27 protein-coding genes and 2 riboswitches are annotated in these 26,195 nt (G+C 36.9%); of the genes, 23 read left to right on the top strand and 4 right to left on the bottom strand.

The genetic code is table 11. The features are described 5' to 3' along the window. The first annotated feature begins 2 nt into the window (after positions 1-2). The 17 genes from ftsY to hisC all read left to right on the top strand — a co-directional run bounded on the left by ftsY (position 3) and on the right by hisC (position 14,940). Entirely contained in the window at positions 3-1,403 is a 1,401-nt protein-coding gene (ftsY, locus tag RHP56_RS07530; protein WP_281446833.1) for a signal recognition particle-docking protein FtsY, read from the top strand. Further along, on the top strand, positions 1,400-1,744 hold the full coding sequence (gene ylxM, locus RHP56_RS07525) for a YlxM family DNA-binding protein (protein WP_014325033.1): 345 nt from the start codon (positions 1,400-1,402) through the stop codon (positions 1,742-1,744). Before ftsY ends, ylxM begins: the two co-directional genes overlap by 4 nt. 42 nt (positions 1,745-1,786) lie before the next feature. Then, positions 1,787-3,262, top strand: a complete 1,476-nt coding sequence (ffh, locus tag RHP56_RS07520; RefSeq protein ID WP_102753368.1) for a signal recognition particle protein — start codon at positions 1,787-1,789, stop codon at positions 3,260-3,262. Then, the gene (locus tag RHP56_RS07515; protein ID WP_010292272.1) at positions 3,262-3,441 is read left to right on the top strand and encodes a hypothetical protein; all 180 of its coding nucleotides are present in this window, start codon (positions 3,262-3,264) and stop codon (positions 3,439-3,441) included. Before ffh ends, RHP56_RS07515 begins: the two co-directional genes overlap by 1 nt. A 68-nt stretch (positions 3,442-3,509) precedes the next feature. Next, a complete protein-coding gene (locus RHP56_RS07510) occupies positions 3,510-4,316 on the top strand; it encodes an HAD family hydrolase (RefSeq protein WP_102753367.1) in 807 nt (268 codons plus the stop codon). Between the two features lie 49 nt (positions 4,317-4,365). After that, positions 4,366-5,208: a histidinol-phosphatase HisJ gene (hisJ, locus tag RHP56_RS07505; RefSeq protein WP_025268359.1), complete on the top strand. Its 843-nt coding sequence runs from the start codon at positions 4,366-4,368 to the stop codon at positions 5,206-5,208. A 91-nt stretch (positions 5,209-5,299) separates the two neighbouring features. Continuing rightward, positions 5,300-6,028: an EAL domain-containing protein gene (locus tag RHP56_RS07500; RefSeq protein WP_025268356.1), complete on the top strand. Its 729-nt coding sequence runs from the start codon at positions 5,300-5,302 to the stop codon at positions 6,026-6,028. After that, on the top strand, positions 6,022-7,128 hold the full coding sequence (locus RHP56_RS07495; protein WP_480171605.1) for a GGDEF domain-containing protein: 1,107 nt from the start codon (positions 6,022-6,024) through the stop codon (positions 7,126-7,128). Before RHP56_RS07500 ends, RHP56_RS07495 begins: the two co-directional genes overlap by 7 nt. A gap of 378 nt (positions 7,129-7,506) precedes the next feature. After that, positions 7,507-9,114: an ATP phosphoribosyltransferase gene (hisG, locus tag RHP56_RS07490; RefSeq protein ID WP_025268354.1), complete on the top strand. Its 1,608-nt coding sequence runs from the start codon at positions 7,507-7,509 to the stop codon at positions 9,112-9,114. Next, positions 9,111-10,388: a histidinol dehydrogenase gene (hisD, locus tag RHP56_RS07485; protein WP_102753365.1), complete on the top strand. Its 1,278-nt coding sequence runs from the start codon at positions 9,111-9,113 to the stop codon at positions 10,386-10,388. Before hisG ends, hisD begins: the two co-directional genes overlap by 4 nt. 1 nt (position 10,389) lies before the next feature. Continuing rightward, positions 10,390-10,977, top strand: a complete 588-nt coding sequence (gene hisB / locus RHP56_RS07480) for an imidazoleglycerol-phosphate dehydratase HisB (RefSeq protein ID WP_014325024.1) — start codon at positions 10,390-10,392, stop codon at positions 10,975-10,977. 51 nt (positions 10,978-11,028) lie between these two features. Continuing rightward, positions 11,029-11,646: an imidazole glycerol phosphate synthase subunit HisH gene (gene hisH, locus RHP56_RS07475; RefSeq protein WP_102753364.1), complete on the top strand. Its 618-nt coding sequence runs from the start codon at positions 11,029-11,031 to the stop codon at positions 11,644-11,646. Beyond that, positions 11,643-12,359, top strand: a complete 717-nt coding sequence (gene hisA / locus RHP56_RS07470; RefSeq protein ID WP_011680216.1) for a 1-(5-phosphoribosyl)-5-[(5-phosphoribosylamino)methylideneamino]imidazole-4-carboxamide isomerase — start codon at positions 11,643-11,645, stop codon at positions 12,357-12,359. The genes hisH and hisA overlap by 4 nt, the downstream gene beginning before the upstream one ends. Further along, a complete protein-coding gene (gene hisF / locus RHP56_RS07465) occupies positions 12,356-13,120 on the top strand; it encodes an imidazole glycerol phosphate synthase subunit HisF (protein WP_014325021.1) in 765 nt (254 codons plus the stop codon). Before hisA ends, hisF begins: the two co-directional genes overlap by 4 nt. After that, a complete protein-coding gene (gene hisI, locus RHP56_RS07460; protein ID WP_102753362.1) occupies positions 13,117-13,515 on the top strand; it encodes a phosphoribosyl-AMP cyclohydrolase in 399 nt (132 codons plus the stop codon). The genes hisF and hisI overlap by 4 nt, the downstream gene beginning before the upstream one ends. 23 nt (positions 13,516-13,538) lie before the next feature. Continuing rightward, positions 13,539-13,883, top strand: a complete 345-nt coding sequence (gene hisE / locus RHP56_RS07455; protein WP_011680214.1) for a phosphoribosyl-ATP diphosphatase — start codon at positions 13,539-13,541, stop codon at positions 13,881-13,883. Beyond that, positions 13,867-14,940: a histidinol-phosphate transaminase gene (gene hisC / locus RHP56_RS07450; RefSeq protein WP_102753361.1), complete on the top strand. Its 1,074-nt coding sequence runs from the start codon at positions 13,867-13,869 to the stop codon at positions 14,938-14,940. The genes hisE and hisC overlap by 17 nt, the downstream gene beginning before the upstream one ends. Positions 14,941-15,027: 87 nt before the next feature. Here the strand turns inward: hisC and tenA are convergent, their stop codons facing one another. Next, positions 15,028-15,732: a thiaminase II gene (gene tenA / locus RHP56_RS07445; RefSeq protein ID WP_025268350.1), complete on the bottom strand. Its 705-nt coding sequence runs from the start codon at positions 15,730-15,732 to the stop codon at positions 15,028-15,030. 71 nt (positions 15,733-15,803) lie between these two features. Then, positions 15,804-15,906, bottom strand: a riboswitch (TPP riboswitch). A gap of 132 nt (positions 15,907-16,038) precedes the next feature. Continuing rightward, a riboswitch (TPP riboswitch) is annotated at positions 16,039-16,128 on the top strand. A gap of 122 nt (positions 16,129-16,250) precedes the next feature. On the opposite strand from tenA, the gene RHP56_RS07440 reads away from it, so the two are divergent. Genes RHP56_RS07440 through RHP56_RS07425 form a run of 4 tightly spaced genes read left to right on the top strand, consistent with a single transcriptional unit; the run spans position 16,251 to position 19,464 of the window. Then, complete coding sequence (locus tag RHP56_RS07440) at positions 16,251-16,841, top strand: ECF transporter S component (RefSeq protein ID WP_025268349.1); 591 nt, start codon at positions 16,251-16,253, stop codon at positions 16,839-16,841. Between the two features lie 13 nt (positions 16,842-16,854). Beyond that, positions 16,855-18,258 (top strand): ATP-binding cassette domain-containing protein, encoded by a 1,404-nt coding sequence (locus RHP56_RS07435; RefSeq protein ID WP_102753360.1) that lies wholly within the window; start codon positions 16,855-16,857, stop codon positions 18,256-18,258. After that, positions 18,255-18,923: an energy-coupling factor transporter transmembrane component T family protein gene (locus RHP56_RS07430; RefSeq protein ID WP_102753359.1), complete on the top strand. Its 669-nt coding sequence runs from the start codon at positions 18,255-18,257 to the stop codon at positions 18,921-18,923. Before RHP56_RS07435 ends, RHP56_RS07430 begins: the two co-directional genes overlap by 4 nt. Before the next feature lie 16 nt (positions 18,924-18,939). Then, positions 18,940-19,464 carry a YiiX/YebB-like N1pC/P60 family cysteine hydrolase gene (locus tag RHP56_RS07425; protein ID WP_102753358.1) on the top strand — a complete coding sequence of 175 codons (525 nt, stop codon included), beginning with the start codon at positions 18,940-18,942 and terminating at the stop codon, positions 19,462-19,464. Positions 19,465-19,558: 94 nt separating this feature from the next. On the opposite strand, the gene nadE is transcribed toward RHP56_RS07425, so the two are convergent. Beyond that, positions 19,559-20,380 carry an ammonia-dependent NAD(+) synthetase gene (nadE, locus tag RHP56_RS07420; protein ID WP_025268345.1) on the bottom strand — a complete coding sequence of 274 codons (822 nt, stop codon included), beginning with the start codon at positions 20,378-20,380 and terminating at the stop codon, positions 19,559-19,561. Continuing rightward, the gene (locus RHP56_RS07415) at positions 20,377-21,819 is read right to left on the bottom strand and encodes a nicotinate phosphoribosyltransferase (protein WP_011680206.1); all 1,443 of its coding nucleotides are present in this window, start codon (positions 21,817-21,819) and stop codon (positions 20,377-20,379) included. The genes nadE and RHP56_RS07415 overlap by 4 nt, the downstream gene beginning before the upstream one ends. Before the next feature lie 294 nt (positions 21,820-22,113). Between RHP56_RS07415 and nrdD the strand changes: the two genes are divergently transcribed. Then, positions 22,114-24,324 (top strand): anaerobic ribonucleoside-triphosphate reductase, encoded by a 2,211-nt coding sequence (gene nrdD / locus RHP56_RS07410; protein WP_050883934.1) that lies wholly within the window; start codon positions 22,114-22,116, stop codon positions 24,322-24,324. Then, positions 24,260-24,841 (top strand): anaerobic ribonucleoside-triphosphate reductase activating protein, encoded by a 582-nt coding sequence (gene nrdG, locus RHP56_RS07405; RefSeq protein ID WP_002815265.1) that lies wholly within the window; start codon positions 24,260-24,262, stop codon positions 24,839-24,841. The genes nrdD and nrdG overlap by 65 nt, the downstream gene beginning before the upstream one ends. A gap of 79 nt (positions 24,842-24,920) precedes the next feature. On the opposite strand, the gene RHP56_RS07400 is transcribed toward nrdG, so the two are convergent. Continuing rightward, a complete protein-coding gene (locus RHP56_RS07400; RefSeq protein WP_102753357.1) occupies positions 24,921-26,033 on the bottom strand; it encodes a helix-turn-helix domain-containing protein in 1,113 nt (370 codons plus the stop codon). Positions 26,034-26,195: the final 162 nt, after the last annotated feature.

Below are 26,195 nucleotides of genomic sequence, written 5' to 3'. Positions count from 1 at the left end.
AAATGGGATTATTTGATATTTTTCGTAAAAAGAAAAATGAAACGGTTGAGCAGGAGTCTGCGTCAGAATCCACTGAAATTTTGAGTGAATCTGAATCTAATAGTGATGCTTCTGAGGATGAGCAAAGTACTGCTGTATCTGAAAATACGTCAGCCGTGACGCAACCGATGATGGAACAAGTTGGTTTAGTTAACGAAGATGAAGCCAAGATTTGGCAAGAGGCGCTTGACAAACAAAAAATCAGTACCCCACAATTAACAGAAACAGAAACAGAAACAGAAACAGAAACAGAAACAGAAACAGAAACAGAAACAGAAACAGAAACAGAAACAGAAACAGAAACAGAAACAGAAACAGAAACAGAAACAGAAACAGAAACAGAAACAGAAACAGAAACAGAAACAGAAACAGAAACAGAAACAGAAACAGAAACAGAAACAGAAACAGAAACAGAAACAGAAACAACTGAGCAACAAATTTACGATGCAGGATTGAAAAAGTCACGTACTGGCTTTGCAGATAGATTTAACCGATTTTTGGCTAATTTCCGTTCGGTGGATGAAAATTTCTTCGAAGACTTGGAAGAAACTTTAGTTGGTGCGGATGTTGGCTTTGATATGGCTATAAAGATTAGTGACGAACTTCGAGAAGAAGTGAAATTAAAAAATGCGAAGCGTAAAGAAGACGTTCGCGATGTCATCATTAAAAAAATGGTTGATTTGTATGAGGCTGATGGTATAAATGAAGATGCCACAATGAATTTTGCACCCAAAGGACAAACAACAGTTATTCTATTTGTGGGAGTGAATGGTGTTGGTAAAACAACAACGATTGGTAAATTGGCAAGCAAGTATCAAAAAGCAGGTAAGTCTGTTTTGTTAGCCGCAGCGGACACATTTCGTGCTGGTGCTACCAAACAATTGCAAGAATGGGGTGAACGTGCGCATGTACCCGTTGTTGCTGGTAAAGAAAAAGCGGATCCTGCTTCTGTTGTCTTTGCAGCAGTTGAAAAAGCTCGCGATGAAAATTATGATGTTTTATTTGTTGACACGGCAGGTCGATTGCAAAATAATGTTAATTTAATGCAAGAACTAGAAAAAATGAAACGCATTATTCAGCGTGAAATTCCTGAAGCACCGCACGAAGTTTTGTTGGTTCTTGATGCAACAACCGGTCAGAATGCATTGCAACAGGCAAAATTGTTCAAAAATTCATCCGATGTCAGTGGTATTGTGTTGACAAAAATGGATGGTACAGCTAAGGGCGGTATTGTTTTTGCCATTCGTAATGAAATGCACTTACCGGTTAAATGGATTGGTTTTGGTGAAAAAGCTAGTGACTTGCGTGAATTCAAGCCTGAAGAATTCGTTTATGGGCTATTCAAGGAATTGGTTGAATCATGAATTTAGCAAAGAAGACTCATATCAACGAACTATTTGGTTTCTATGAAAAATTGTTGACGGATAAGCAACAAGCTTATTTACGTTACTATTTTGAAGATGATTACTCTATTGTTGAAATCGCTGAAGCGGAGATTGTTAGTCGCCAAGCAGTATCAGATAATATCAATCGAGCTATTGAACAACTTGAAAAATACGAAAACATCCTTCATTTGCAAGTCGATTTTGCAAAGCGACAGGCATTAGAAAAGGATGTTGAACAATATATCGAGACACATTATCCAGATGATAATGTGTTAAAATTATTGGTACAGAAGCTTTTAACGACGGAAATTGATAACTAGAAGGGAAATGTGCACAAAATAGTGTGTACAGTTTAATAACCTATGGCATTTGAAAATCTAACAGAACGCCTATCAAAGGCAATTAAAAATCTGACAGGACGTGGCCGTGTTAGTGAAGAGGATTTGCGCGCAACAATGCGGGAAATCCGGTTGGCCTTATTAGAGGCCGATGTTAATTATGACACAGTGAAAAAATTTGTGGCCAATGTGCGCGAAAAAGCAAGTGGCACTGATATCATGGAGGGTTTGAATCCAGCACAACAAATTGTTAAGATTGTCAACGATGAATTGACTGCAACAATGGGTGAAGAAGCGGTGCCGTTAAATAAGTCACCAAAAATACCAACAATCATTATGATGGCTGGTTTGCAAGGTGCTGGTAAAACTACAACTGTTGCCAAACTGGCCTACAAACTCAAAAATGAAAATAATGCCCGACCATTATTAATCGCTGCAGATATTTATCGTCCTGCTGCGATTGATCAATTAGAAATACTTGGTCGTGACTTAGATATTCCAGTTTTTGCAATGGGCACAGATGTCAACCCACGTGATATTGTTCGAGCTGGATTAGAGAAGGCTGCTGAGAATAAAAATGATTATGTATTCATCGATACAGCTGGACGTCTTCAAATTGATGAAGAATTGATGCAAGAATTAAAAGATATTGCAGAAATTGCTGATCCTGATGAAATATTATTGACAGTTGATGCCATGACTGGGCAGAACGCGGCGGAAACGGCCAAAGGTTTCTCTGCTTCACTTGATTTAACGGGTGTTGTTTTAACAAAGTTAGATGGTGATACGCGTGGCGGTGCGGCATTGTCCATTCGAGATGTCACTGGAAAACCAATTAAATTTGTTGGTCAAGGTGAAAAGCCTACTGATTTAGATGTGTTCTATCCTGATCGTATGGCTTCGCGTATTTTGGGCATGGGCGATGTCTTAACGTTGATTGAAAAAGCACAACGTGATTTTGACGAAGAAGAGCAAACTAAACAGCTCGAAAAAATGCGTCAAAATACCTTTGACTTTAATGACTTTGTTGCACAATTAAAACAAGTACAGAGCATGGGGCCAATGGAAGATTTGTTAAAGATGATTCCGGGAATGGCAAATAATCCAGCTTTAGCTAATGTTAATCTTGATGCTAAACAATTCGCTCATTTAGAAGCAATAGTTAGCTCAATGACACCTGAAGAACGAGAAAATCCTGATTTAATCAACCCTTCTCGTCGTCGTCGTTTGGCGGCTGGGGCTGGTCGGCCAATTGTTGAGGTTAATCGTATGATCAAGCAATTTGATCAAATGCGTAAAATGATGAATCAAGCAACTAATGGAAACTTTGGTGGCATTGATAAAATGATGAGTGGTTCTGGCATGGATATGTCCTCAATGATGGGTGGCATGAATGGTGGAATGCCCAAAGGAAACTTAGGACAGAAAATGCAAAACTTTGCTGTAAAACAAGCTGCACGTCGGCTGCAAAAGGCTAAAAAGAAACGTGGACGTAAGTAATGAAAAGTATGGAACGTATTTTACCAGTTTTTGTATTTGTCGTGTTACTTGGATCAAATTTACTTAATATTTCTCATTTTTCATTTGTATCAGTTTTCTTTGCTGTTTTTTGGCCACTGGTGGCAGGCGTTTTTGTCTTCGGACTCATAAAATTATTGTGGTGGTGGGTTCAACGATAATATACTTTTATTTTCAATATATCTAATGTTTGTTCGTATTAGACCGTTTATGTATAAAGGAATCGATAATGACACTTAAACTTATAGCATCAGATCTAGACGCAACTTTTTTACGAGATGATAAAACAATTAATGAAGCACTCTTTCGAGAAGTGTTGCAAAAAATGAAAGCACAAAACATGCAGTTCATTGTAGCGACTGGTAATCATTTGCAAAAAGTTTTAGAGTACTTCAAAAACTTTGAAGGTGAGTATCAAATCATCGCCAATAATGGTGCTGAGGTGATGTTAGATGGTGAAGTGCAAAATGTCAAATTTTTGCCCAAGGAAGCATTGAAAACTATTTTTTCTGTAACTGAAAAATATCTCGATGATGTTGCGGTGGGATTGGCGTTTAATGGACAATCAACTACATACATGTTAAAATCACAGGCAGCAATTGGTGACACCTTCAAAATTTCCTCAGAATATTTTGAAAACTTAACATTAGTTGACAGCATTGAAGATGTAGTCGAACCGCTTTTGAAGTCAACAATTGTTTTATCTCATAATGAAGTAGCTTATATGAATGATCTCAAATCCATTTTAGGTAAAGTTGTCCATGTCACTACTTCGGGGTACGGTGCGATTGATATTGTTAATGCTGATGTAAACAAAGCCAATGCACTAAAGTATATTGCTGATGCATTGCATGTTGATGCGAAAGATATTATGGCATTTGGCGATGGATTGAATGACATGGAGATGTTGGAATATGTCGGGCATCCGGTTGCGATGACTAATAGTGACCCGGAATTATTTAAACATGATTTCGATATTTCTGTAGCCGATAATCAGCATGATGGCGTCTTAAAAACAATATTAGAAAACGTTTAACACACTTGGCGTGTGTTTTTTTGTTATAGTAGAAAATAAGGTGATTATAATGATAAAAAAAGACGGACATACTCATACACAGTTTTCTCATCACGGCAGCACAGAGCAGCTTGATATGTATATTGAACGAGCTATTGATTTGGGATTTACGGAATATGTTGTTACAGAGCACGCACCGTTGCCACAACAATTTTTAGAAGAATTTGTTGGTCCTGACGATGCACGTGATAATTCTGCTATGGCAATTGATGAGTTAACATTTTATAAATCTGAAGTTGAGCGAGTGAAAGAAAAGTTTAAAGATAAAATAAACATCAAATCTGGTTTTGAAGTAGACTATCTAAAAGCATATGAAACTGACATACGTTCATTTTTACAGAGAGAATCTAATTGGATTGATGAAATTGTTTTATCTGTGCATTTTTTACCTAACAATGAGGGGAATGTTGCACCTATTGATTACGAGCCAGATACATTGTCAGCATATTTTAGTGACGAGTGTCGTAATCCTCAAATATTATTTAAACGTTATTATGACGCAGTTATTCAAAGTGTAAACTTTGATACTGGGCTAAAAGTGCCTGTGCGAATTGGACATATTACGCTCATTCGAAAATACCAAAAACTATTGCATTTGCCAAATTTTGACGAATCTGTCAAGCAACGGATTACTGAATTGTTAGCAATTATTAAGCAAAAAAATTATCAGTTAGATTTTAATGCGGCTGGTTTTAGTAAGCCATACAATGGTGAAAGTTACCCTACATTTGATATTGCTGAGCAAGCAAAAAAAATAGGTATTGAGCTGGTTTATGGTTCCGATGCGCACGAAGTGAACGCTCTAGGATTATATTATGATGAAATGAAAGAATTGATTGTAGATAAAAAATAGGGGATTAGTAGACATAAGTGTGTTAGAAAACTATAGAATTTTTGATGATAAAACGAAAAAACAAAAACTTGATAAATAGTGGAGAGCAACTATGACTGAGCATCACGAGCAACTGGGAGTTATTAAAGATTTTTATTTTGTGATGCAGCCAGTTGTTAAAATTTCTGATAAACAAAAAGATAAGATTGCGTTTTACGAAATATTATTACGTTCTAAGAAAACAAGGCAATTTCCTGGAGAAATATTTTTCGACTTAATCAAAAGTCAATCAGGAAATCAAATTGTGCTTTCTTTTTTTGAAAAACAATTAAAGGAAATATTACAAGAAAATCCTTGTACTAAACTTTCAATTAATTTTGAAATAATACAATTTAAATCACCACAAACACATGAATTCTTCGAAAGAATGCATACTTGGGCACCCAATATTATTGTTGAACTGACAGAAAGATCCTATGCAACTAATGGCAGCAATTATTTACTGGATGCTGTCAAAAAAATCAAAAAAATGGGCTATAGAATTTTTGTTGATGATATTGGTACAGGTCGGAATACCTTGTCACACGTACAGGACAATGTCAATTTAGTTGATGGTATTAAGTTTGCTTGGCCACATTTTAAAGAGGATTCTTGCCAAATTAGTATTTCATTTTTGAAAGAATGGGATAATTTAGCCAAAAAAAATAATTTGGCCTTTGTTTTCGAAGGTGTTGAAAATGTTGATACTCAAATATTACTACAAAAAATGGGTATCATTTATCAGCAAGGTTGGTTTTTTGGTAAACCTAGAGAGGATATGATCGAGGCACAAAAATGTTAACCTATTTGTTTAGTTATCTATTGTTGATGTTGGTTATAATGAATTTAGCTATTTCTACGTTAATTAGTATGCAATTTTTAATGTATAGCAATTCCGGTAGTCGTTATGAACAATGGATAAAACCAATAATATATGTTGCTATGCTTTATACATCAATGTCAATTTCTTATCATTTTATTGGTGTTGTAGCACATGAATATTTACTCGCACTTTTAATTTTTTACTTGGTTGATAAAAAGCAAGCCATTCTTTTGGTTATTATTACACCCTTTGTAAGAATGTTATACATGCTATTTGTGGATGGTCACTTAACAACTGTTAATGTTTTGGCTTCACTAGTAGTAGCTGGAATGGCTATATTTTATATGAAAGTATTTGATAAATATGTTTCTAATCAAACACTCTCAATGATTCTTTCTGAAATATTTATTGTGGCCACTAGTCTTTTTTTTGCTCCCTTCATTCCCCATGTTGTGATATATAGTATCTTCAATCAACCAATGAATTGGATAATTCGTGCCACTGTAGCTATTATCACGATTTTAATAACTCGAAAAGTGTATTTTCAAGTTACTAATTTGCAAAATAAGAATATTCAACTGCAGAAAGAAGTTATTTTCGATAAATTAACAGGTTTTTTTAATTATAAAAAATTTGAACAAGATATCTTGTTAGGTCCTGACAAACAGACAAATACTGGTATTGCAGTTATTGATCTGGATTATTTTAAAAATGTTAATGATACCTACGGACATGAAGCTGGAAATAAAGTTTTACAGGAATTTTCTTTATTTTTGAGAGAGCGCCTAGCCTACAAACTAAATTCAAAAGATTTAGGAATTTATCGCTATGGCGGTGAGGAATTCGTTTGGATGTTTGATCCCAATAATTTTTCTGATATCGGAAAGTTCTTAAAAAGTATGCAACTTGAGCTGAGTAAACTGCCTCTAGGAGATCAAAATCACTTGATGAGTTTCTCGGCTGGTGTAAGTTTTTCAAAAAATTATAAGTTTAATTTAAAGATGACTTTTGATATTGCTGACGACCTAGTTTATCAGTCTAAGAATACAGGAAGAGGCAAGATAGTTATTGAAGGATAAAATGATATGAGAATGCATATTTTATTATATAAAAATAAGTATTGACATATATAATAATTGATGTAAAATGAAAATAACTTAATAATAAATTTAGCTGAAGTTGAAAAAGTAGTTAATTACCGTGTTGTACAGGAAGTGCTCAAGCTAACGCATTGAGATGAGCGCCAGCATAATTAATGAAAACACACCAACGAGCTGAATGGTTAAAAAGCCATTCCGGAAATTCCCGATACCGAATAAGCCTGCGTTAGTAGGTTATTGAGCTTTTTTACGTAAGTAAAATTGAAATCAAGGTGGGAACACGTGAAGACGTCCTTGCAAACTAAAATATTAGTTTGTGAGGGCGTCTTTTTATTATATGGCATCTAGGAGATGAACATGAACGATAAAGTATTAGCGGCCGGTTCGCGAGACGAATTTGGTGAAAAATTACAACAAAAACAGAAAATTTCACAGATGATAACTACAATCTTAAATGATGCTGATTTTACACCGATTAATACACCATTAATCGAGCGCGAGAGTACATTTGATAAATATCAAAACAAGAATGTTTTTCGTTTGTTTGATCAGGTTGGAGAAAATTTAGTTTTACGTCCAGATCTGACCTTGCCGATTGCGCGTTTTTTATCAGCCAATCGACAACAAAATAGTATGTCTAGACTTTATTATATAGGGGATGTCTTTAGGCGAACCGACAGCTTGTCGGGTGATTACAATCAAGAAACGCAGGCCGGCATTGAGCTGATTGGTGATCAAAGTTTTGAAGCGGAAATTCAAGCACTAGACACGATGCTTAAATTTGCGCAAGAGTTTGGGATTGTGGATGTACAAGTGGTTTTGAGTGATGCCCGTTTTATTGATGTGGTTTTAGAAAATTTGCAATTAGATCAAGACTTGCGACAACGTATGAAGCAAGCTATTGAGCAAAAAAATGTATCGGTCTTTGAGGAACTTCGGGCCACTATTCCTGATTTCCCGGAAGGGTTGGCTGGCTGGCCCTTAGCATTTGGTGAAGATGGCGAAACAGTGATGTGGCAACTGCAAGAAATACCGGCAGTTAATGATATTATCAATGATTGGCTGAAATTAGCAGAATATACGCACAAACATTATCCAGCAGTTGCAGTTACGGTTGATTTGGCAGCGGCTTCACCGCAACCATATTATACGGGCACAATTATACGTGGTTTTGTTCCAAGTTTAGGTCGTTATTTATTTAGCGGCGGTCGTTATGATCGTTTGTTAGAAAACTTCCAGAATAAATCATTACCGGCGGTTGGTATGGGATTAAATATTGAAACAATTTTAGCTGACTGGCGACGTAAGCCTGAGGAAATGAAACCACAAGAACCTATTGTGATGGTACTTGGCAAGGGACGTGTTGAAAAAGATGCACGACCATTATTGAAAGCGGCTGGTATTGATACTTCGTTATTAGAAAATCCAGCACGTAAATTAATATTTGATAGTGCTGACGGAAAATATCGCTTTATTTTGGTAAAACCGAGTGATGTCGTTAAATATCTTGATCGTGGCATTGGTGATGTCGGTATTGTTGGCTCTGACACGATAGCTGAGCAGGTACAAAATCATTACGATGTGCTTAATTTGCAGACAGGCAAAGCAGAATTCGTTGTCGCTGCGCCAGAAGGTTTTAATCTTGATACGCCAACGCGAAAGCGAATTGCCACGAAATATCCCAAAATTGCGACCGAGTACTTTAGTAATCGTGGGGAAGATGTCGAATTAATTAAGTTAGAAGGTTCTGTTGAACTTGGACCACTCACTGGTCTATCGGATGCTATCATTGATATCACACAAACAGGAAACACACTGCGCGAAAATCATCTGCAGGTTTATGATGCGGTTGGCCCAGTAGCTACCCACATGCTCGTTCGTGCTGGCGCCTTACTGCGTTTTCAATTAGAGCTTACGAAAGTAATCAATAACCTTGTTAATATTTTGAAAGAAGAAGAACAATGAATATTATTAAAAATGAATCACTGGAAGCAATTAAAGCTCGTATTCGTCAGCAAACAGAGAAGACGGTTGATCCGCAAGTAGAGGCTCGTGTAACTGATATTATTAAAAATGTTCGCGCAAACGGCGATGAAGCTTTGAAAGAATATGGAGAAAAATTTGATGGTGTCACTTTAGATAACTTAAAGGTGACCGATAGTCAGATTGAAGAAGCCTTTAATCAGGTTAATCCAGCCGTCATTAAAGCACTAGAAAAAGCTGCAGATAACATTCGAAGCTTTCACAAATTAGAGATTGGTGAATCCTTTGAAGATAATCCCAGTAATGGTGTGATTCGTGGAACAAAGGTGACACCACTATCAGCTGTTGGCATTTACGTACCCGGAGGTACTGCAGCTTATCCTTCGTCTGTTTTGATGAATGCTATTCCTGCTAAAATTGCTGGTGTTGAAAATATTATTATGGTTACACCACCGCAAAAAAATGGTTTAAACCAAGCTGTCTTAGCTGCCGCTAAAATAGCAGGGGTGGATCGCATTTATCAAGTTGGAGGGGCTCAAGCAATTGCCGCTTTAGCATATGGAACTGAATCTATTCCACAGGTAGATAAAATTACTGGACCGGGTAATGCCTATGTAGCGACGGCTAAGCGTGACGTATATGGTCAAGTAGATATTGATATGATCGCAGGACCATCAGAAATCGGGATTTTAGCTGATGATTCAGCAAGTGCAAAGGATATAGCAGCAGACTTACTCTCACAAGCAGAACACGACGTTAATGCACGTGCAATTTTGATCACTAATTCTGAAAAATTAGCAACAGCAGTTTCAAAGGAGGTCGAAGACCAGCTTAAAGTCTTGCCTCGTGAAGTTATTGCGCGTCAAGCAATTGAAAACAATGGTTTCATATATTTGGTTGATACGATTGATTTAATGATTGATCTGATGAACGCTGTAGCACCGGAACACTTGGAAATACAATTAGAAAATGCGTATGATTATATTTCTAAAATTAAAAATGCTGGGTCAGTGTTCTTAGGGAAGTATGCTTCTGAACCACTTGGTGATTATTTAGCCGGTCCAAACCACATTTTGCCAACAGGTGGTACAGCACGATTTAGTTCACCGCTAGGTGTTTGGGATTTCCAAAAGCGCATTCAGTATTTACAATATTCTGCTGAAGCATTATTGGCTGATTCGGCTGACGTCACAGTATTAGCACGTGAAGAAGGATTAGAAGCGCACGCCCGAGCAATTGAAAGTCGAGAAAAATAATATGTCCAGAACTGCAACAATAAAGAGAGATACTTTTGAAACACAAATTGAATTGACTTTAGATCTTGATGAACAAACACCGATTAAAGTTGACACCGGCATTGGTTATATCGATCATATGTTAACTTTGTTTGCTAAACATGGCCGCTTTGGTTTACAAGTTGATGTGAAGGGTGACTTACAAGTTGATAGTCATCATACGACTGAAGATATTGGTATTGTGCTAGGAGAAGCATTTACCCAAGCTTTGGGTGATAAAGTTGGTATTGAACGTTACGGTGCCCAATTTGTCCCTATGGACGAAACACTAACCCGCGCAGTGATTGATTTATCAGGGCGTTCCTACCTAGTTTTGCATGCCGAACTTACTACACCAACATTGGGCACTTTTGAGACAGAGGTTGTCGAAGATTTTTGGCAAGGTTTTGCTGATCAAGCAAGAGCCAATGTTCATATTGAAGTCCTATATGGTCGAAATACACATCATAAAATTGAAAGTATGTTCAAAGCTGTTGGTCGTGCAATGCGCCAAGCAGTTACTATCAATCCGGAAATTAAAGGGGTTAATTCCACCAAGGGGCGAATTTAAAATATTAGATGATTTTGTGCAGTTAAATCGTATAATACAAAGGAGAAATATATGGCGATTATTATCGTAGACTATGGCGCGGGTAATATTAGAAATGTCATGAAAGCAATTGAATATACAGGATTAAATGCCAAAGTTTCTCAAGATCCTGCCGAGATTGCTGTCGCTGATGGCCTGGTAGTGCCAGGAGTTGGCGCTTTTGCCTCAGCCATGGATAAACTTCGAGAACGTAATTTGGTTGAACCAATAAAACAGTTTTCAAATAGCGGTAAACCATTGTTGGGTGTTTGCTTAGGGATGCAGTTACTTTTTGACTCATCAACTGAATTTGGTGAAACGACAGGTCTTGGGCTAATTCCCGGGCAAGTGGTTGAATTACCTAAACAAGAGAATTATAAAGTACCGCAAATGGGCTGGAATCAGAACAAAGTGAGCCAAATCAACCAAATCACTCGAACAATGAATGATAAATATACTTACTTTGTACATAGCTATTATGCGGTAACGGATTCAAAATATATTGCGGCAACTGTTAATTATGGAAAAGTTGATGTACCAAGTGTTGTGGTTAACAAAAATGTGATTGGTGCCCAATTTCATCCAGAAAAATCTGGACAAGATGGATTAGAGATTTGGCAAAACTTTAAGGAAATGGTAGAAAACGTATGATTTTTCCAGCAATTGATTTATTAAATGGTCAATCAGTTCGCCTTTATCAAGGGGATTATGAAAAAGAAACCACAATTAACCCAGATCCATTGAAACAGGCAAAGCAAATTGAAAGCGCAGGTTTAAAGCATTTACACCTGGTTGATTTAGATGGTGCCAAGGAAGGAAAACCAGTTAATCTAAATGTTATTCAATCTTTGCGAGAACAAACAAACTTGTTTATTGAACTTGGTGGCGGTATCCGGACTCTTGAACAGGTTAACCAATACTTAAATATAGGCATTAATCGTGTGATTATTGGATCAGCAGCTTTGACTCATCCGGAACTTGTGCGAACAGCGGTTGCAAAGTATGGCTCCGATAAAATTGTTGTTGGTGTTGACGGCCGTGATGAAAAAGTTGCCACACAAGGTTGGCTTGAAAATTCTGATACGAGTTTTGATGATATTGTTGAAGCTATGTTATCAGTAGGTGTTTCGAATTTTGTTGTCACCGATATCGCCAGAGATGGGACCCTATCAGGTCCTAACATTGAGCTATTATCACGTTTACAAAATAAATTTCCTAAAAGCAATATTATAGCTAGTGGGGGTATTGCCAATATTAAAAACGTTACAGATTTACAAGCAAGCGGTATTCACGATATTATTGTTGGCCGAGCACTTTATGATGGAGATGTGACACTAGCTCAATTAAAGGAGGTGGATGGATGACTTTAGCCAAACGAATTGTTCCAGCATTGGACATTAAGAATGGTAGAGTAGTTAAAGGGGTTAATTTTGTCAATTTACGTGAAGTAGGTGATCCCGTTGAATCAGCGAAAGCCTATCAGGCTGCTGGCGCTGATGAACTAGTGTTTTTAGACATTACAGCAACTTTGGAAGAGCGAGATACCATCATGTCAGTCGTTGATGCTGTTTCCAGGGAAGTATTCATCCCCTTGACTGTTGGCGGCGGTATTCGAACGACAGAAGACATGGGTCGTTTAATTAAAGCGGGAGCTGATAAAATATTTGTCAACTCTGAAGCAGTAAAGAACCCAGCGCTAATTACGGACGGGGCTAAAATATTTGGCTCGCAAGCTATCGTCGGCGCAATTGATGCTAAATGGGATGAGTCGGCTGGTATTTATCGGGTCTACGTTTCTGGCGGATCTAAGCCTACAAGTCTTGATGCTATTGAATGGGCCTCTGAATTAGTCGCTCTTGGGGCTGGCGAATTGCTAGTAACGAGTATGGATGCCGATGGAACAAAAAAAGGGTACGATATTCAACTCTATGATCAACTAGCAGATGCTGTGAATGTACCAGTAGTAGCCTCGGGTGGTGCTGGTTCAACACAAGATTTCGTTAATTTATTTGAGAAAACTAAAATTGACGCAGCACTAGCTGCTTCAGTATTTCATTTTGGTGAAATTAAAATACCAAATTTGAAACGAACACTGAAAGATGATGGTGTGGAGATACGCATATGATTGGAACTGAACCGGATTTCAACAAGCAAAGTCAAAATGGTTTGATCCCTGCTGTCATTGTCGACGCGGAAACAAAGGCATTTTTGATGCTAGGCTATATGAACAAAGAAAGTTATTCATTAACCAAAAATACTGGGCAAACTTGGTTTTGGTCTCGTGAACGACAAGAATTGTGGCATAAAGGGGAGACTTCGGGTAACATACAACAGGTCGTTAGCATGACATTAGATTGTGATTTAGATACTCTGCTAATTCATGTGAATCCTGCAGGGCCGGCCTGTCATACTAATGCTTACTCATGTTTTTTTAACACGATAAAAGGTGAAGGTTTAGCAGATGCTAATCAAGCAACCATTGCAAATAAATGGACTGATGGTTATTTTCCAAAAGAGTAAATGCCACACTAAAAGGAGAAATGATGCCACAACAAACAATTGAAGAACTTTATGAACAAGCACTTGAGCGCAAACAAAATCCCCAAACAGGATCCTATACTGATTATCTATATCAAAAAGGATTAGATAAAATTCTAAAAAAAGTGGGAGAAGAAAGCACGGAAGTAATTCTCGGCGCCAAAAATAATAATGAAGAGCTAATTTATGAAACTTCAGATTTATTGTTTCATTTAATGGTCTTATTAGTTGAAAAGGGTGTCAGTTTAGATGATATTAAAGATGAATTAGGGTCACGCTTAGGAAAAAAATCATTATTGCATGAACGCGCTGATTGGCGAGGAGATAAGAAAAATGAAAAAGACAGTTAAAGCTTTAGCAGCTTATCAAGCAGAATTACCGGTAGAAACTGTAAAAGCAAAGTATGGATTGCAACATTTAGCCCGCTTATCAGCCAATGAATCTGTGTATGGTCCATCACCCAAAGTTGCTCAAGCTGTACGTGCTGTTTCCGATAATATTTTAGGTTATTATCCAGATGGACAAGCGACAGAACTACGTGAAGCGGTAGCTAAGTTAAATCATGTTGACCCACAACATTTGGTGTTTGGTGCTGGCGCAGATGAATTGATTGAGCTGTTGACTCGTGTTGTGTTGGAACCAGGATCAAATATTATTATTCCCAATCCGACATTTGGTGAATATGCGATGCATGCACAAATCGAACAGTCTACAACAAAAAAAATACCCGTTAATGTTGATAACGGGCATGTTGATTTTGATGCGATTTTAGATGCTATTGATGATAAAACTGCTATGGTATGGATAGCTAACCCCAACAATCCAACAGGGGTATTCGAAACAACCAGCTCCATTAAGCGCTTTTTGGACAAGCTGCCAGCAAATATTACGTTAGTAGTGGACGAAGCCTACTATGATTTTGTAGATGAACCTGATGCTACCGTGGCACCTTTGGTAGCTGAGTACACAAACTTGGTTGTGCTACGTACCTTATCAAAGGCATACGGTCTAGCTAATTTACGTGTTGGATATGGCATTATGCAAGATCCCCTTTATAGTGCGATGCAAGCAGTTCGTTTACCGTATAATTTATCAACCTATCAGATTGTTGGTGGCACGGCTGCTGTATTAGATCAAGAGTACTTGCAGAAAAATGTCCAACGTTTTCAAGTAGAGCGCCAAAAGTTCCAAGATTTTTTGACTAAAAATAAGTTTAAGTTTTATGAATCACAGGCTAATTTTATTTGGATAAAGGTTGGCGAAACGAAAAAAGTTGGTCAAAAATTATTAGAACAAGGTTTCCAAGTCAACGATCGACTTAATCCTGAGTGGATTCGTATTGCGTTAGGTACACCAGAAGACAATGCTGAATTAAAATTAGCTTTTTTGAAAGCTACAAACAAATAAATTCACGGATACACAAAAATGTTGCGTCATTAAATAACGACGCAACATTTTTGTGTTATTAAATTTCACTTCTTTACATCAATAGCCTTACAAAGTGTTTGCCTGATTTAATACATCTTTGAAGCGCCAGTCTTCTTGGTGGTAGGCTTGTTCCCAGAACTGCCATTCTAATTCACAACTTTTAAGAAAAAACTGTGTGGCCTGTTGGCGTTGTTGAGTTGTTGCATTTTCTGCCAAGCGATCTATCCATTCAAAGATTTTGTCAGATAGTGAAACTTCCGAATCATCATCTGTATTATCATAAAAATCAATCCAGCTTTTGAATGGGTTATCATTTGTGTTCGCTTTCTCCTGAACTTGTTTTTTTGCAATTTCATTATAGGTCCAAGGGCAAGCCTGAAAAGCAGCTAGAATATTTAATAAGGAGCCGGTGTCAGCCGCACGATACATATGTGATTCGTATAGATATGCTTTAGGTGTTGGCGTGGCGTGTTGCAATGTTTCATATTCGACGCCGGCAACGTCACAAAAAACATGATGGGGATGAATTTCGCTATTTAAAATGAAATCAATTGAATCAGCAAAAAATTTCATTTCATTACGATCAGTTAATTTTGTAATGGCATTGGCATAAATTTTGATAAATTCACTAAGATATTGGAAATCTTGTTCAACGTAAAAAATCAAAGCTTCTCGGGGGACGTAACCGTCCGCAATGCCACGAACAAATGCGTGATCATGAATGGCTGTCATAATTGGTGCAGCTTGGGTGCGCAATTCTTCTGAAAACATAATTTCTCCTAAAATCTTTACATGTCCAACAAAAAAACTCTCTCTTGACTAGGCAAAAAAGAGTATCTTTTGTAAAAAGAATACCACTTTCCTACGCTAGTATTGACTAGATCAGGTTCGAAGGGATTGATAAGTAATATCATCTCAGCCAAGAAGGCACCCCTAGTGGACAGCATATATTTTTTTTAATGAGATTAGCATAGCATTGAAAAATTAAAATTGCAAATGGTTTTATGGTGTAGCTAATGGGCTAGAAAATTTCTTTGCATTTAAAATTAGAATGGGTTATACTAATTCACGAAGTTAATATTTTATCTGGGGTACCGTAAGGTTGAGATAATACCCATTGAACCTGTCAGGTTAATACCTGCGAAGGAAGAATAAGTTAGATTAAGATGTCTTTTTGATGCCATCAATCACTAAATTCTTTTGTGGTTGGTGGCTTTTTGTATAGACACTTATACTATAAAAGGTATTTTATCGAAACATACAACCTCGAAACAAGAGGAGAGATGTTTATGGAACAAGTAGAAACAGTAACAGCGGGATCAAAAGGGAAATGGTCTTTGCGAGAAGTCATTTTAATGGCGTTGATTGGTATTGCCTTTGGTGTGATTTATTTTATTATGGATCCAGTGTACACAGCACTTGATGCAGTCTTAGTTCCGCTTGGGTTGCACCAATACACCATTGCAATCACTATTGGGCCATGGATGATGGCAGCCCCATTGGCTAGTTATTTATTGAAACGTGTTGGTGCGGGATTAATAGGTGAATTGCTTGGCGCCACTGGAGAAGCCTTGTTGGGCGGCTATTGGGGTGTTGCAACACTAATTTCTGGATTTATTCAAGGTATCGGATCAGAGCTTGGTTTTACTTTGACAGGATATAAAAGCTGGAAAATGGGTTTGATTTTGTCAACATTTACTGGAACATGCGTGACATTCATCTGGTCATTGTTCCACGATGGATATCTACAATTTGATTTTGGTATGCTAGTTGGGTTGTTTATTGTTCGCTGGATTTCAATTGCATTTTTTGCCGGTCTATTAGTTTACTGGATTGTCAACTTGCTAGAGAAGTCTAAATTATTAAAAACAAACCGATAAGGTCAATAAAAGTATGACGGAATTAAAGGCCAATCATTTAGATATTAAATTTGACGATGAAATTATCTTAGAAGATATTTCACTGGAGATTAGACCAGAACAATTTATATTATTAGTTGGTTCATCTGGATGTGGTAAATCAACTTTGATGACTGCCTTAGCTGGGTTATATCCTAAATATGGCGGCGAATTGTCACAGGAAGTGTCTTTGAACCATCAGTCAATTGCTCAAATCAAAGCGAACCATCGCGCTAAAAAAGTTGCCATGCTATTTCAGCATCCAGATCAACAATTTGCCATGGATCGCGTAGAAGCTGAATTGATTTTTTCATTAGAAAATTTATCTTTAACTACCGAGGAAATTGATAAGAGAATTAATTCTGCTTTATCAGAGGTAGGAATTGAATCACTGCGACACCGAGAACTTTCATACTTGTCAGGTGGAGAATTGCAAAAGGTTGCTTTAGCTGAAACATTAGCGATGGGTGCAGAAATTATTTTATTGGATGAACCTTTTGCGGCCGTTGATCCAGAGCATCGACATGAGTTACAAGTATTGTTAAAAAAATTAGTTGATCAAGGGCATGGCATTTTAGTTTCAGATCATGACACAAGTGGATACGAAAATCTGATAACAGATTTATATCGTATTGAAAATCGACATATAGCATGTATTGATTCTACAGCTTGGTCTCCTTTTTTTAAACAAGATGTAAATGATAGTATTGTTACTAATGATGAATTTAATGAGTCTGTGTTTAGCATGGCACATGTGACGGTAAACAACGGTAAACAATCCATATTGAAGAATAGCAGTTTTGAGTGGGCAAAAGATAAAATCACCTTAATTACTGGACCCAATGGTATTGGAAAATCAAGCTTACTGCTTACTTTTGCAAGATTACACGATTATGAGGGCTCGTTGTTGTATCAAAGGAAGCTACTCGATAAACTTCGTAAAAAAATATATGCTAGGAAAGTTGGTTTAGTATTTCAAAATGCAGCTGACCAATTTTTAAACATTACCGTTTCTGAAGAAGTTGAGCAGGCTAGAGCCCATAGCCATCGCGCTGATTATTGGACAACTGAGAAGGTTGACCAGTGCATGCAAAAGTTAAATTTAATAGGTCTTGAAAAGCATAGTGTTTACGAATTGTCAGGTGGCCAACAAAAAAAGCTACAAATACTGATTATGTTAATTATTGCACCCGACACCTTGCTGTTAGATGAGCCATTATCTGGATTGGATACGAATTCTATTCAACATGTCATGCAAATCATTAAACAGTCGTCAAATGACCTTGAACAAAGTATTATCATGATTTCACACCAAACACACGGCATTATTCAATATATTGATTATCATGTTCGCTTTGATCAAAATGGTTTGAAATATGAAAGTGTAGTTAATTCATGAATGAAACACAAAAATTACTATTAGTATTGCTTATTTCGATAGAAATTGCGTTCACAAAATCAGTTTATCTCAATCTGTTTTTAATTGTTGTTAGTATTTTGATTTTAATAGTGACTAAAAGCCATTTGAAAACTTTTGCTCGATTATTGATTGTATCAATTTTGCCGGCAGTCGGATCATTCACCTCATTTTATTTTTTTGGTACAGGAGACGAATCACAACGATTACATTTTGCACTAGTAATGACCACACGTGTAGGTGCTTATGTATTCATGGGTGCGGCATTTATGTCGACTATGGTTTTGTACGAATTATTACGTTCTCTTGAACAAAATGTCAAAATGTCCGCAACCTTTGTATATGGCATTCTGGGTGCATTGAGTTTTATTCCCAAAATTATAAATTCAGTTAAAACGATTCGGGCAGTGGGGCTGATGCGAGGTGAGGTCTTGAGTTTTTGGTCGCCTAAACTTTATTTTAAAGCCATTAGTCAAGCATTAATATGGTCAAATAATTTAGCGATGGCTATGACCTCTCATGGCTTTGAAGAAGGTGAAAGCCGTAGCTACCACCGATTATTTCCAACAAAAGTTTCTGGGTGGTTAATCATTGGCGTCGTTATACTACTCATTCAGTACTGTTTATTTGTTATTAAGCTTTGGTAAACAAATGTGTTAGACTATGATTATGAAATTAAAACAAGCAGATTTACTTTTTGTAAAAAATGGACATAGCGATCTGGATGAGGGTATTGCAGAATCAACGGGAAATTTTGTTCATGTTGCGATATTAGCCGACGAAGAAAATGTCATTCATGCAACAGCTGATTCAGGCGTTTGTTTACAATCGCTTCAGCTTTTTTTAGAGAAAAATAAAAGTGCTGATGTTTACCGCACAAATGTTAAAAATACGAAGCGAATTATTATTAACGCTAAAAAGCATTTGGGTAAACCCTATAACTTTTCTTTTCAGCCAGGTACGAACAGCTTCTATTGTTCACAGTTTGTAGTGACAGCCTTTGAGGACTTTGTCAAATTTAGTGAACAACCAATGTTTTTTGGAGACAGACGAAAACAAATTTCTGACTTTTGGGCTGCTTACTATAAGGAACTAAACGAGCCGGTGCCAGTTAATGTTTTGGGAACAAATCCTAATGACATGTCTCACGATCCGCAGTTACATTATGTTGGAAAAATTGACTTATAATTTAAATTAGTAAATACTAAAAAAGCCACAATATATAATGATATTGTGGCTTTTTTAAGTGTTTATAGGGGAACATAACAATCAAATTTTAGAGTTAATAGAACCAAGTGTCATAAATAGTGATTGGTTCGTGACGCTTTTGTTGCGTTGTCAGATACATCTCTTCTATTCGTTCGGCATCGGTGTTTGCAACATCTTTGCCTTCCAAATAATCGTCAATGACATCGTATCTAACACCCAGCGCAACTTCATCAGGCAACTGTGGGCGTTCATCCTCAAGATCTGCAGTAGGTACTTTGTCGTATAGATGCTTTGGGGCGTGTAATGCTTCGAGAAGCTGCCTTCCTTGTCGTTTATTTAGACGCCACAAAGGGTTAATGTCTGTGCCGCCGTCACCATACTTGGTGAAGAAACCAGCTACAGCTTCAGCTGCATGATCAGTTCCGATAACGGCACTATTATGCTCGCGAGCAACAGCATACTGGGCAATCATACGTACTTTTGGTTTAATTGAACCGCGACTCATGTCATCAACGGTTAATCCACCAAGACGCAGTGAACCTACCAGAGCATCGGTTGCATCTTTGATATTTGTTGTTACTGTTAAATCAGGTTTGATAAAATTGAGTGCATCTTGGGCATCGTTTTCATCTTGTTGTTCACCGTATGGCTGCCTAATCGCAACAAATTCGAACTTTTGATTCGTTTCTGCTCGTAGTTCAGCAATAGCAAGTTGGCCAATTTTACCAGCAAGTGTGGAGTCTTGACCACCACTTACTGCAATAGCTAAACCGGTGTAAGCACTGTGAGTGAGATATTGTTTCAGAAAATTCACAGAGCGCTTGATTTCAATGTTTGGGTCAATAACGGGCTGAACGTGCAGATCAGCAATTATTTTAGATTGTAAAGGTCTCATTTGGTCATCTCCTGTATATTGTTTCGAATGTCATGAATTAAATTCATTTTAGCATCATATAGCTTTTGAGATAAGTCAACAGGATAGGTTTCAGGATTCAGTATACGTTTGTATTCATCCCATAGATCGTTTAATGAATGTTTGGCGTAGCTTTTAATTGTAGTAATATCAGGCAAATCATAAATTAGGTCACCCTCAACAAAAATATCATGTAGCATCGGTTGTGCATCGAAATTTTTAATGTTCTTAGAAATAACAGGATGATTGGGATCAAACATGTGCAAAGTTTCCAATTGGCTAGGATTTTCATCATCGAAAGTCAAATAATCACCTTCAGATTTGCCATCTTTACTATCTGTTATTCGCCAAACTTGCTTTTTTCCAGGGGTTGAGATTTTTTCAACGTTGTTTGACAATTTAATTGTGTCATCGCCGTCGATACTAACCATCTTGTATACCGCACCTAAGGCAGGTTGATCATATGCTGTGATTAATTTTGTGCCAATTCCCCAGACATCAATTTTTGCACCCTGAATTTTAAGATTTAAAATGGTGTTTTCGTCTAAATCATTTGATGCATAAATTTTGGCATTCGTGAATCCTGCTTCATCTAACATGATACGAACTTTTTTAGAAAGGTATGCCATGTCACCTGAATCAATTCGAACCCCTTGAAAATTAATCTTATCTCCAAACTCACGGGCTACTTTGATAGCGTTTGGAACACCAGATTTTAGTGTGTCAAATGTATCTACTAGAAAAACAACATTTTTATGTGTTGCTGCGTAGGCATGAAAAGCATCATAATCGTTGTGGTAAGCTTGAACAAGCGCATGAGCATGTGTGCCAGAAATAGGAATATTGAATAGTTTTCCTGCACGAACATTAGATGTAGCATCAAAGCCACCAATAAAAGCAGCACGGGTACCCCAAAGCGCAGCGTCCAATTCCTGAGCACGACGTGTACCAAACTCTAATAGGGGGTCACCATTTGTTACACTAGCAATACGAGCTGCTTTAGTAGCAATCAATGTCTGAAAGTTGATAATATTGAGCAGTAAGGTTTCCAATAATTGAGCATCGACCAGAGGTCCTTCAACTTGCAAAAGCGGTTCATTGTTGAACATCACTTCACCCTCATAAGCCGAACGTATTGTTGCAGTCAAATGCCAGTTTTTAAGGTACGTTAAAAATTCAGTGTCGTATAGGTCTAATGATTGTAAATAATCAATATCGTCATCAGTAAATTTCAGTTGATTTAATATTTTGACAATTCGTTCTAAACCACTGAAAATAACATAGCCATTATTGAAAGGCATTTTACGGAAATAAGCCTCAAAAACAACGGGTTTTTGATCAATACCTTGTTTCCAGTAAGTATAAATCATATTAATTTGGTACGCATCCGTATGGAGCACCAGTGAGTCATCAGAATACATGTTCAAGTCCTTTCCTTCCATTATAACAATATTTTTTAGTTGTTACTTAAATTAATAAGTATTAATTATATGTCAATTTGATTGTAGTTAGATACTCAAATATTTAATTCTTGTAATAATTTTACGAGATGATTAAATTTTATAATGGCTTAATTCTTCTAGGGCTATTAAACAGTGGATTTTTGAATTAAATTCGAAAATAGGACATTTTTTGTCCTATTCTTATTGAAAAAATAGTTGTAGTATTTAAGTTATAGCAATTTAAAAAATAGCACTGGAGGAAATAGTTTAGTAATGAACAATACGATTAAACTTATGAAGTTACCTGATTTAACAGTAATCAAGCATAGTGGTGAGGGGACACAATTCTATGCCTATAAAATTAATTTTATTTTAGAAAAACTCAATTTATCAGAAAATATTATCAACGATATCAATCGTGATTTATATCAAATGTTGGCGAACCAAGCGAGTATCACAGCAATAGAAATTCGTAATTTATTGGTTTCCTTACTTAAAAAATATGAACAGCTGGATGCTGTGGATGCTTACAATTCATACTACGTAGCTGATCAACAAAAATTTTCCGATGCTTCAAATGTTCAAAAACGCATAGAGAAACTTTTTGCACAAGATGAGAGTGTCGTTCATGAAAATGCCAATAAGGATAGTCGCGTATTCAATACACAACGTGATTTGGAAGCGGGAGCAGCAAGTCGTGCATTAGGATTACAAATGCTGCCACCTTTGGTAGCCAAAGCACATTTACGTGGAGATATCCATTGGCACGATTTGGATTATTCACCAGTCACACCAGCTACCAATTGTTGTTTGATTGATTTTGAAAACTTGCTAACAAACGGCTATAAAATTGGAAATGCGTGGGTAGATTCACCACATTCTATTCAAACTGCCACTGCGCAGATGGCCCAAATCATTGCTAATGTTGCATCTTCACAATATGGTGGTTGTTCAGCTAATCGGATTGATCAGTTACTTGCGCCTTACGCACAAATGAACTATGACAAGCACCTTGTTGACGCCAAAAAATGGATTGATGCTGACCGACAAGAAGAGTATGCCAAAGAGAAGACTTGCAAGGACATTTACGATGCGATGCAAGGACTGGAGTATGAAATCAATACGTTGTACTCGTCGCAAGGGCAAACACCATTTACAACTGTTAATTTTGGATTGGGAACAAGCTGGTTAGAGCGCGAAATCCAGAAAGCTATTTTACAGATTCGTATCAAGGGACTAGGGAAAGAGCGGCGCACGGCCATTTTCCCAAAATTAATTTTTACTTTGAAAAAAGGGCTGAATTTTAGTCAAGAAGATCCAAACTATGATATTAAGCAATTAGCTTTGGAATGTTCAACCAAACGTATGTATCCTGATTTATTAATGTACGACAAAATTGTTGAATTGACAGGTAGTTTCAAAACACCGATGGGTTGTCGTTCATTCTTACAAGGCTGGGAAGATGAAACAGGCGTTGAAGTTAATTCTGGACGTATGAATTTGGGTGTTGTTTCAGTTAACTTGCCACGTATTTCCCTGTTTGCTAAGGGTGATATGAATCTGTTCTGGAAGATTTTTGATGAGAAAATGGCGCTATGTCATGATGCGCTAGCTTACCGGATTGAACGTACCAAAGAAGCTGTACCAGAAAATGCACCATTACTGTATATGTATGGTGCTTTTGGCAAAAGATTGAAGGCCACCGATAGTGTTGATGAAGTGTTTAAGAACGGCCGCGCTACGATTTCATTAGGATATGTGGGCGTTTATGAAACATGCATTGCATTCTTTGGACCAGACTGGGAAAAGAATCCTGAAGCACATCAATTTGCTGAAGCAGTTGTTAAAAGAATGCATGATTATTGTCAAGAATGGGCAGCAGAGAGTGGTTATCACTATAGTTTGTATTCGACACCAGCCGAATCTTTGACCGATACATTTTGCCATCTTGACCAAGAAAAATTTGGGGCTGTTCCTGATATTACTGATAAGCAGTACTATACCAATAGCTTCCACTACGATGTTAGAAAGCATCCAACACCATTTGAAAAAATAGCATTTGAAGAGACGTTCCCCAAATATGCGTCGGGTGGTTTTATCCACTATTGTGAATATCCTAACTTAAAACAAAATCCTCAAGCATTAGAAGCTGTATGGAATTGGGCCTACGATCACGTTGGCTATTTAGGAACCAACACGTGCATCGACAAGTGTTTCAAGTGTGGCTTTGCGGGTGAATTCAAATCAACAGCGCGTGGCTTTATGTGTCCTGAGTGTGGTAACCATGATCCTGAATTGTGTGATGTGGTCAAAAGAACGTGTGGCTATCTAGGAAATCCTCAGCAACGACCAATGGTTCATGGCCGACATGTTGAAATAATTTCACGTCAAAAGAATTTAACTAAGGAGATGATTGAAAATGTCGCGACCTTTGCGAAAACCAAACAATCCGATGCCCAAAGAATGGACCGCGCAAAAGTATAGTCAAAATTATGTAGCTGACTATAAAGCCTTCAATTTTGTTGATGGCGAGGGGGTTCGTTGCAGTCTATATGTGAGTGGTTGTCTGTTTTTATGTCCCGGCTGCTACAATGTTGCCGCGCAAAACTTTCATTTTGGACAGCCCTATACACAAGAACTAGAAGACCAAATTATTGAAGATTTGAGTCAGGACTATGTCCAAGGGCTGACGCTGTTAGGTGGGGAACCATTCTTAAATACAGATGTATGTCTACAGCTCTGCCGTCGGATTCGGAAAGAATTTGGCCATTCGAAAGATATTTGGTCGTGGACTGGTTATACATGGGAAGAGCTGGAACAAGAGACCTATGATAAGATGCGGCTATTATCCTTACTAGATATTCTGGTGGATGGTCGTTTCTTGGAAGAAGAAAAAGATTTAACATTACAGTTTAGAGGTAGCGCTAATCAAAGAATTATTGATGTACCTAAATCGTTGGCACAAAATGAAGTTGTCATTTGGGATAAGTTAGTGCGATGATTTATTAATAGTAATTTTTGGAAAATGTGTACACTCGTTTTTATAAAACGAGTGTACACATTTTTTTATTGATTAATATTTACAAATGAAGTTCTTCATCAAAAAAATGTTGGCGAAAATGATTAGGAGTTATTCCGGTTATTTCTTTGAAAGTTTTGACAAAATAGCTTGCGGTTGAAAAAGATAGTAAATTTGAAATCTCCAGTAATGTGAGATTCGAAGCAATCAACAATTCTTTTGCCGTATCTATTTTGGTTTGCCTAATGAATTGAGTGATCGTTATTTTATACTCTTTTTTGAACGCTGGATTCAATGTCTTTTTCGAAGCATTCAGTGCGGTAGCAATGTCATCGAGTGTAATGTTTTCGCTAATATGCTCTTTTATATATTGTTTAATTCTTTGGTGGAGTGGTAAAAAATTGTGAACCCTATGGTTTTGTACAATTTTAAAATAATGCCAAGTAATTTCTCTAATAACTTGAAAAAAATTCAGGAACTGAGGAGATAGTTCAATTTCTTGAACAAGCTCATTATGCAATTGAAATGCTGACTCGACAGGGTACCCCCACTGGATAATCGCTCGGTTTAAAATTGAGACATAGGAAATAAGCGTATCTTTTTCGCCTCTAATCATGTTGTTGGAGGCAAAACGTTCACCAATTATTTTTAAACGTGACAACTTTTCAAGTGCTGAGATTAAACTGGATTTACGTGAATAAACAATTGATTTGATAATATCAGTTTCTGCATTAAAAAAAGTTTTTGGATCAAAGGATTCGCTGCTTTCTTTTTTGATGTGGAGTTTATCTGAAAACTTTGTAATGTGGACTTCTTCTTCTGGCGCATCGTTAGAATTATATAAAGTATAGATGATTTGAGAAATGGATTTTAGATTTGAAAGGGAATGTAACATCATTAACTCACTACTCGTTGATAGTGGATCGTCGTATTTAAAAGAGAAGCAAACGATGCTTTCTTCATTGACATGGCAAGTTAAAATATGACCAGAATTATAGTCTAGAGATTGATAAATGTGATTTGTGAGCAGCTCAATATTATCAATTAATAAATTCACAACATTTTTATTGGAATTATCAGTAGATTCATCTAAGTAATTTACTTGTTTTGTGGCAATGTCAATCAAAATAACATCAGCATTTAAAATGTTTGCTAACTTTTTAATATCTTTCATTACTTCTCCCGGAAATTACATTTAATCACTAAACGTGTTATTAACATTTGTTCTCTCTTTATAAAATATGTTTATTCATAATTGTATAAAAACTATTGAGTAATAAATATAACATCAGGAAGCAAAATATCTTTTTTTGATATAAACTACCTTTTTTTATCA

This window comes from Leuconostoc sp. C5 (assembly GCF_056530425.1).
This window is presented reverse-complemented; position numbering and strand designations above follow the sequence as displayed.

What these genes read in the sequence shown, in the direction of transcription:
- ftsY (WP_281446833.1), top strand. Translation starts at nt 3, where the DNA reads ATGGGATTATTTGATATTTTTCGTAAAAAGAAAAATGAAACGGTTGAG.
- ylxM (WP_014325033.1), top strand. Translation starts at nt 1,400, where the DNA reads ATGAATTTAGCAAAGAAGACTCATATCAACGAACTATTTGGTTTCTAT.
- ffh (WP_102753368.1), top strand. Translation starts at nt 1,787, where the DNA reads ATGGCATTTGAAAATCTAACAGAACGCCTATCAAAGGCAATTAAAAAT.
- RHP56_RS07515 (WP_010292272.1), top strand. Translation starts at nt 3,262, where the DNA reads ATGAAAAGTATGGAACGTATTTTACCAGTTTTTGTATTTGTCGTGTTA.
- RHP56_RS07510 (WP_102753367.1), top strand. Translation starts at nt 3,510, where the DNA reads ATGACACTTAAACTTATAGCATCAGATCTAGACGCAACTTTTTTACGA.
- hisJ (WP_025268359.1), top strand. Translation starts at nt 4,366, where the DNA reads ATGATAAAAAAAGACGGACATACTCATACACAGTTTTCTCATCACGGC.
- RHP56_RS07500 (WP_025268356.1), top strand. Translation starts at nt 5,300, where the DNA reads ATGACTGAGCATCACGAGCAACTGGGAGTTATTAAAGATTTTTATTTT.
- RHP56_RS07495 (WP_480171605.1), top strand. Translation starts at nt 6,022, where the DNA reads ATGTTAACCTATTTGTTTAGTTATCTATTGTTGATGTTGGTTATAATG.
- hisG (WP_025268354.1), top strand. Translation starts at nt 7,507, where the DNA reads ATGAACGATAAAGTATTAGCGGCCGGTTCGCGAGACGAATTTGGTGAA.
- hisD (WP_102753365.1), top strand. Translation starts at nt 9,111, where the DNA reads ATGAATATTATTAAAAATGAATCACTGGAAGCAATTAAAGCTCGTATT.
- hisB (WP_014325024.1), top strand. Translation starts at nt 10,390, where the DNA reads ATGTCCAGAACTGCAACAATAAAGAGAGATACTTTTGAAACACAAATT.
- hisH (WP_102753364.1), top strand. Translation starts at nt 11,029, where the DNA reads ATGGCGATTATTATCGTAGACTATGGCGCGGGTAATATTAGAAATGTC.
- hisA (WP_011680216.1), top strand. Translation starts at nt 11,643, where the DNA reads ATGATTTTTCCAGCAATTGATTTATTAAATGGTCAATCAGTTCGCCTT.
- hisF (WP_014325021.1), top strand. Translation starts at nt 12,356, where the DNA reads ATGACTTTAGCCAAACGAATTGTTCCAGCATTGGACATTAAGAATGGT.
- hisI (WP_102753362.1), top strand. Translation starts at nt 13,117, where the DNA reads ATGATTGGAACTGAACCGGATTTCAACAAGCAAAGTCAAAATGGTTTG.
- hisE (WP_011680214.1), top strand. Translation starts at nt 13,539, where the DNA reads ATGCCACAACAAACAATTGAAGAACTTTATGAACAAGCACTTGAGCGC.
- hisC (WP_102753361.1), top strand. Translation starts at nt 13,867, where the DNA reads ATGAAAAAGACAGTTAAAGCTTTAGCAGCTTATCAAGCAGAATTACCG.
- tenA (WP_025268350.1), bottom strand. Translation starts at nt 15,732, where the DNA reads ATGTTTTCAGAAGAATTGCGCACCCAAGCTGCACCAATTATGACAGCC.
- RHP56_RS07440 (WP_025268349.1), top strand. Translation starts at nt 16,251, where the DNA reads ATGGAACAAGTAGAAACAGTAACAGCGGGATCAAAAGGGAAATGGTCT.
- RHP56_RS07435 (WP_102753360.1), top strand. Translation starts at nt 16,855, where the DNA reads ATGACGGAATTAAAGGCCAATCATTTAGATATTAAATTTGACGATGAA.
- RHP56_RS07430 (WP_102753359.1), top strand. Translation starts at nt 18,255, where the DNA reads ATGAATGAAACACAAAAATTACTATTAGTATTGCTTATTTCGATAGAA.
- RHP56_RS07425 (WP_102753358.1), top strand. Translation starts at nt 18,940, where the DNA reads ATGATTATGAAATTAAAACAAGCAGATTTACTTTTTGTAAAAAATGGA.
- nadE (WP_025268345.1), bottom strand. Translation starts at nt 20,380, where the DNA reads ATGAGACCTTTACAATCTAAAATAATTGCTGATCTGCACGTTCAGCCC.
- RHP56_RS07415 (WP_011680206.1), bottom strand. Translation starts at nt 21,819, where the DNA reads ATGTATTCTGATGACTCACTGGTGCTCCATACGGATGCGTACCAAATT.
- nrdD (WP_050883934.1), top strand. Translation starts at nt 22,114, where the DNA reads ATGAACAATACGATTAAACTTATGAAGTTACCTGATTTAACAGTAATC.
- nrdG (WP_002815265.1), top strand. Translation starts at nt 24,260, where the DNA reads ATGTCGCGACCTTTGCGAAAACCAAACAATCCGATGCCCAAAGAATGG.
- RHP56_RS07400 (WP_102753357.1), bottom strand. Translation starts at nt 26,033, where the DNA reads ATGAAAGATATTAAAAAGTTAGCAAACATTTTAAATGCTGATGTTATT.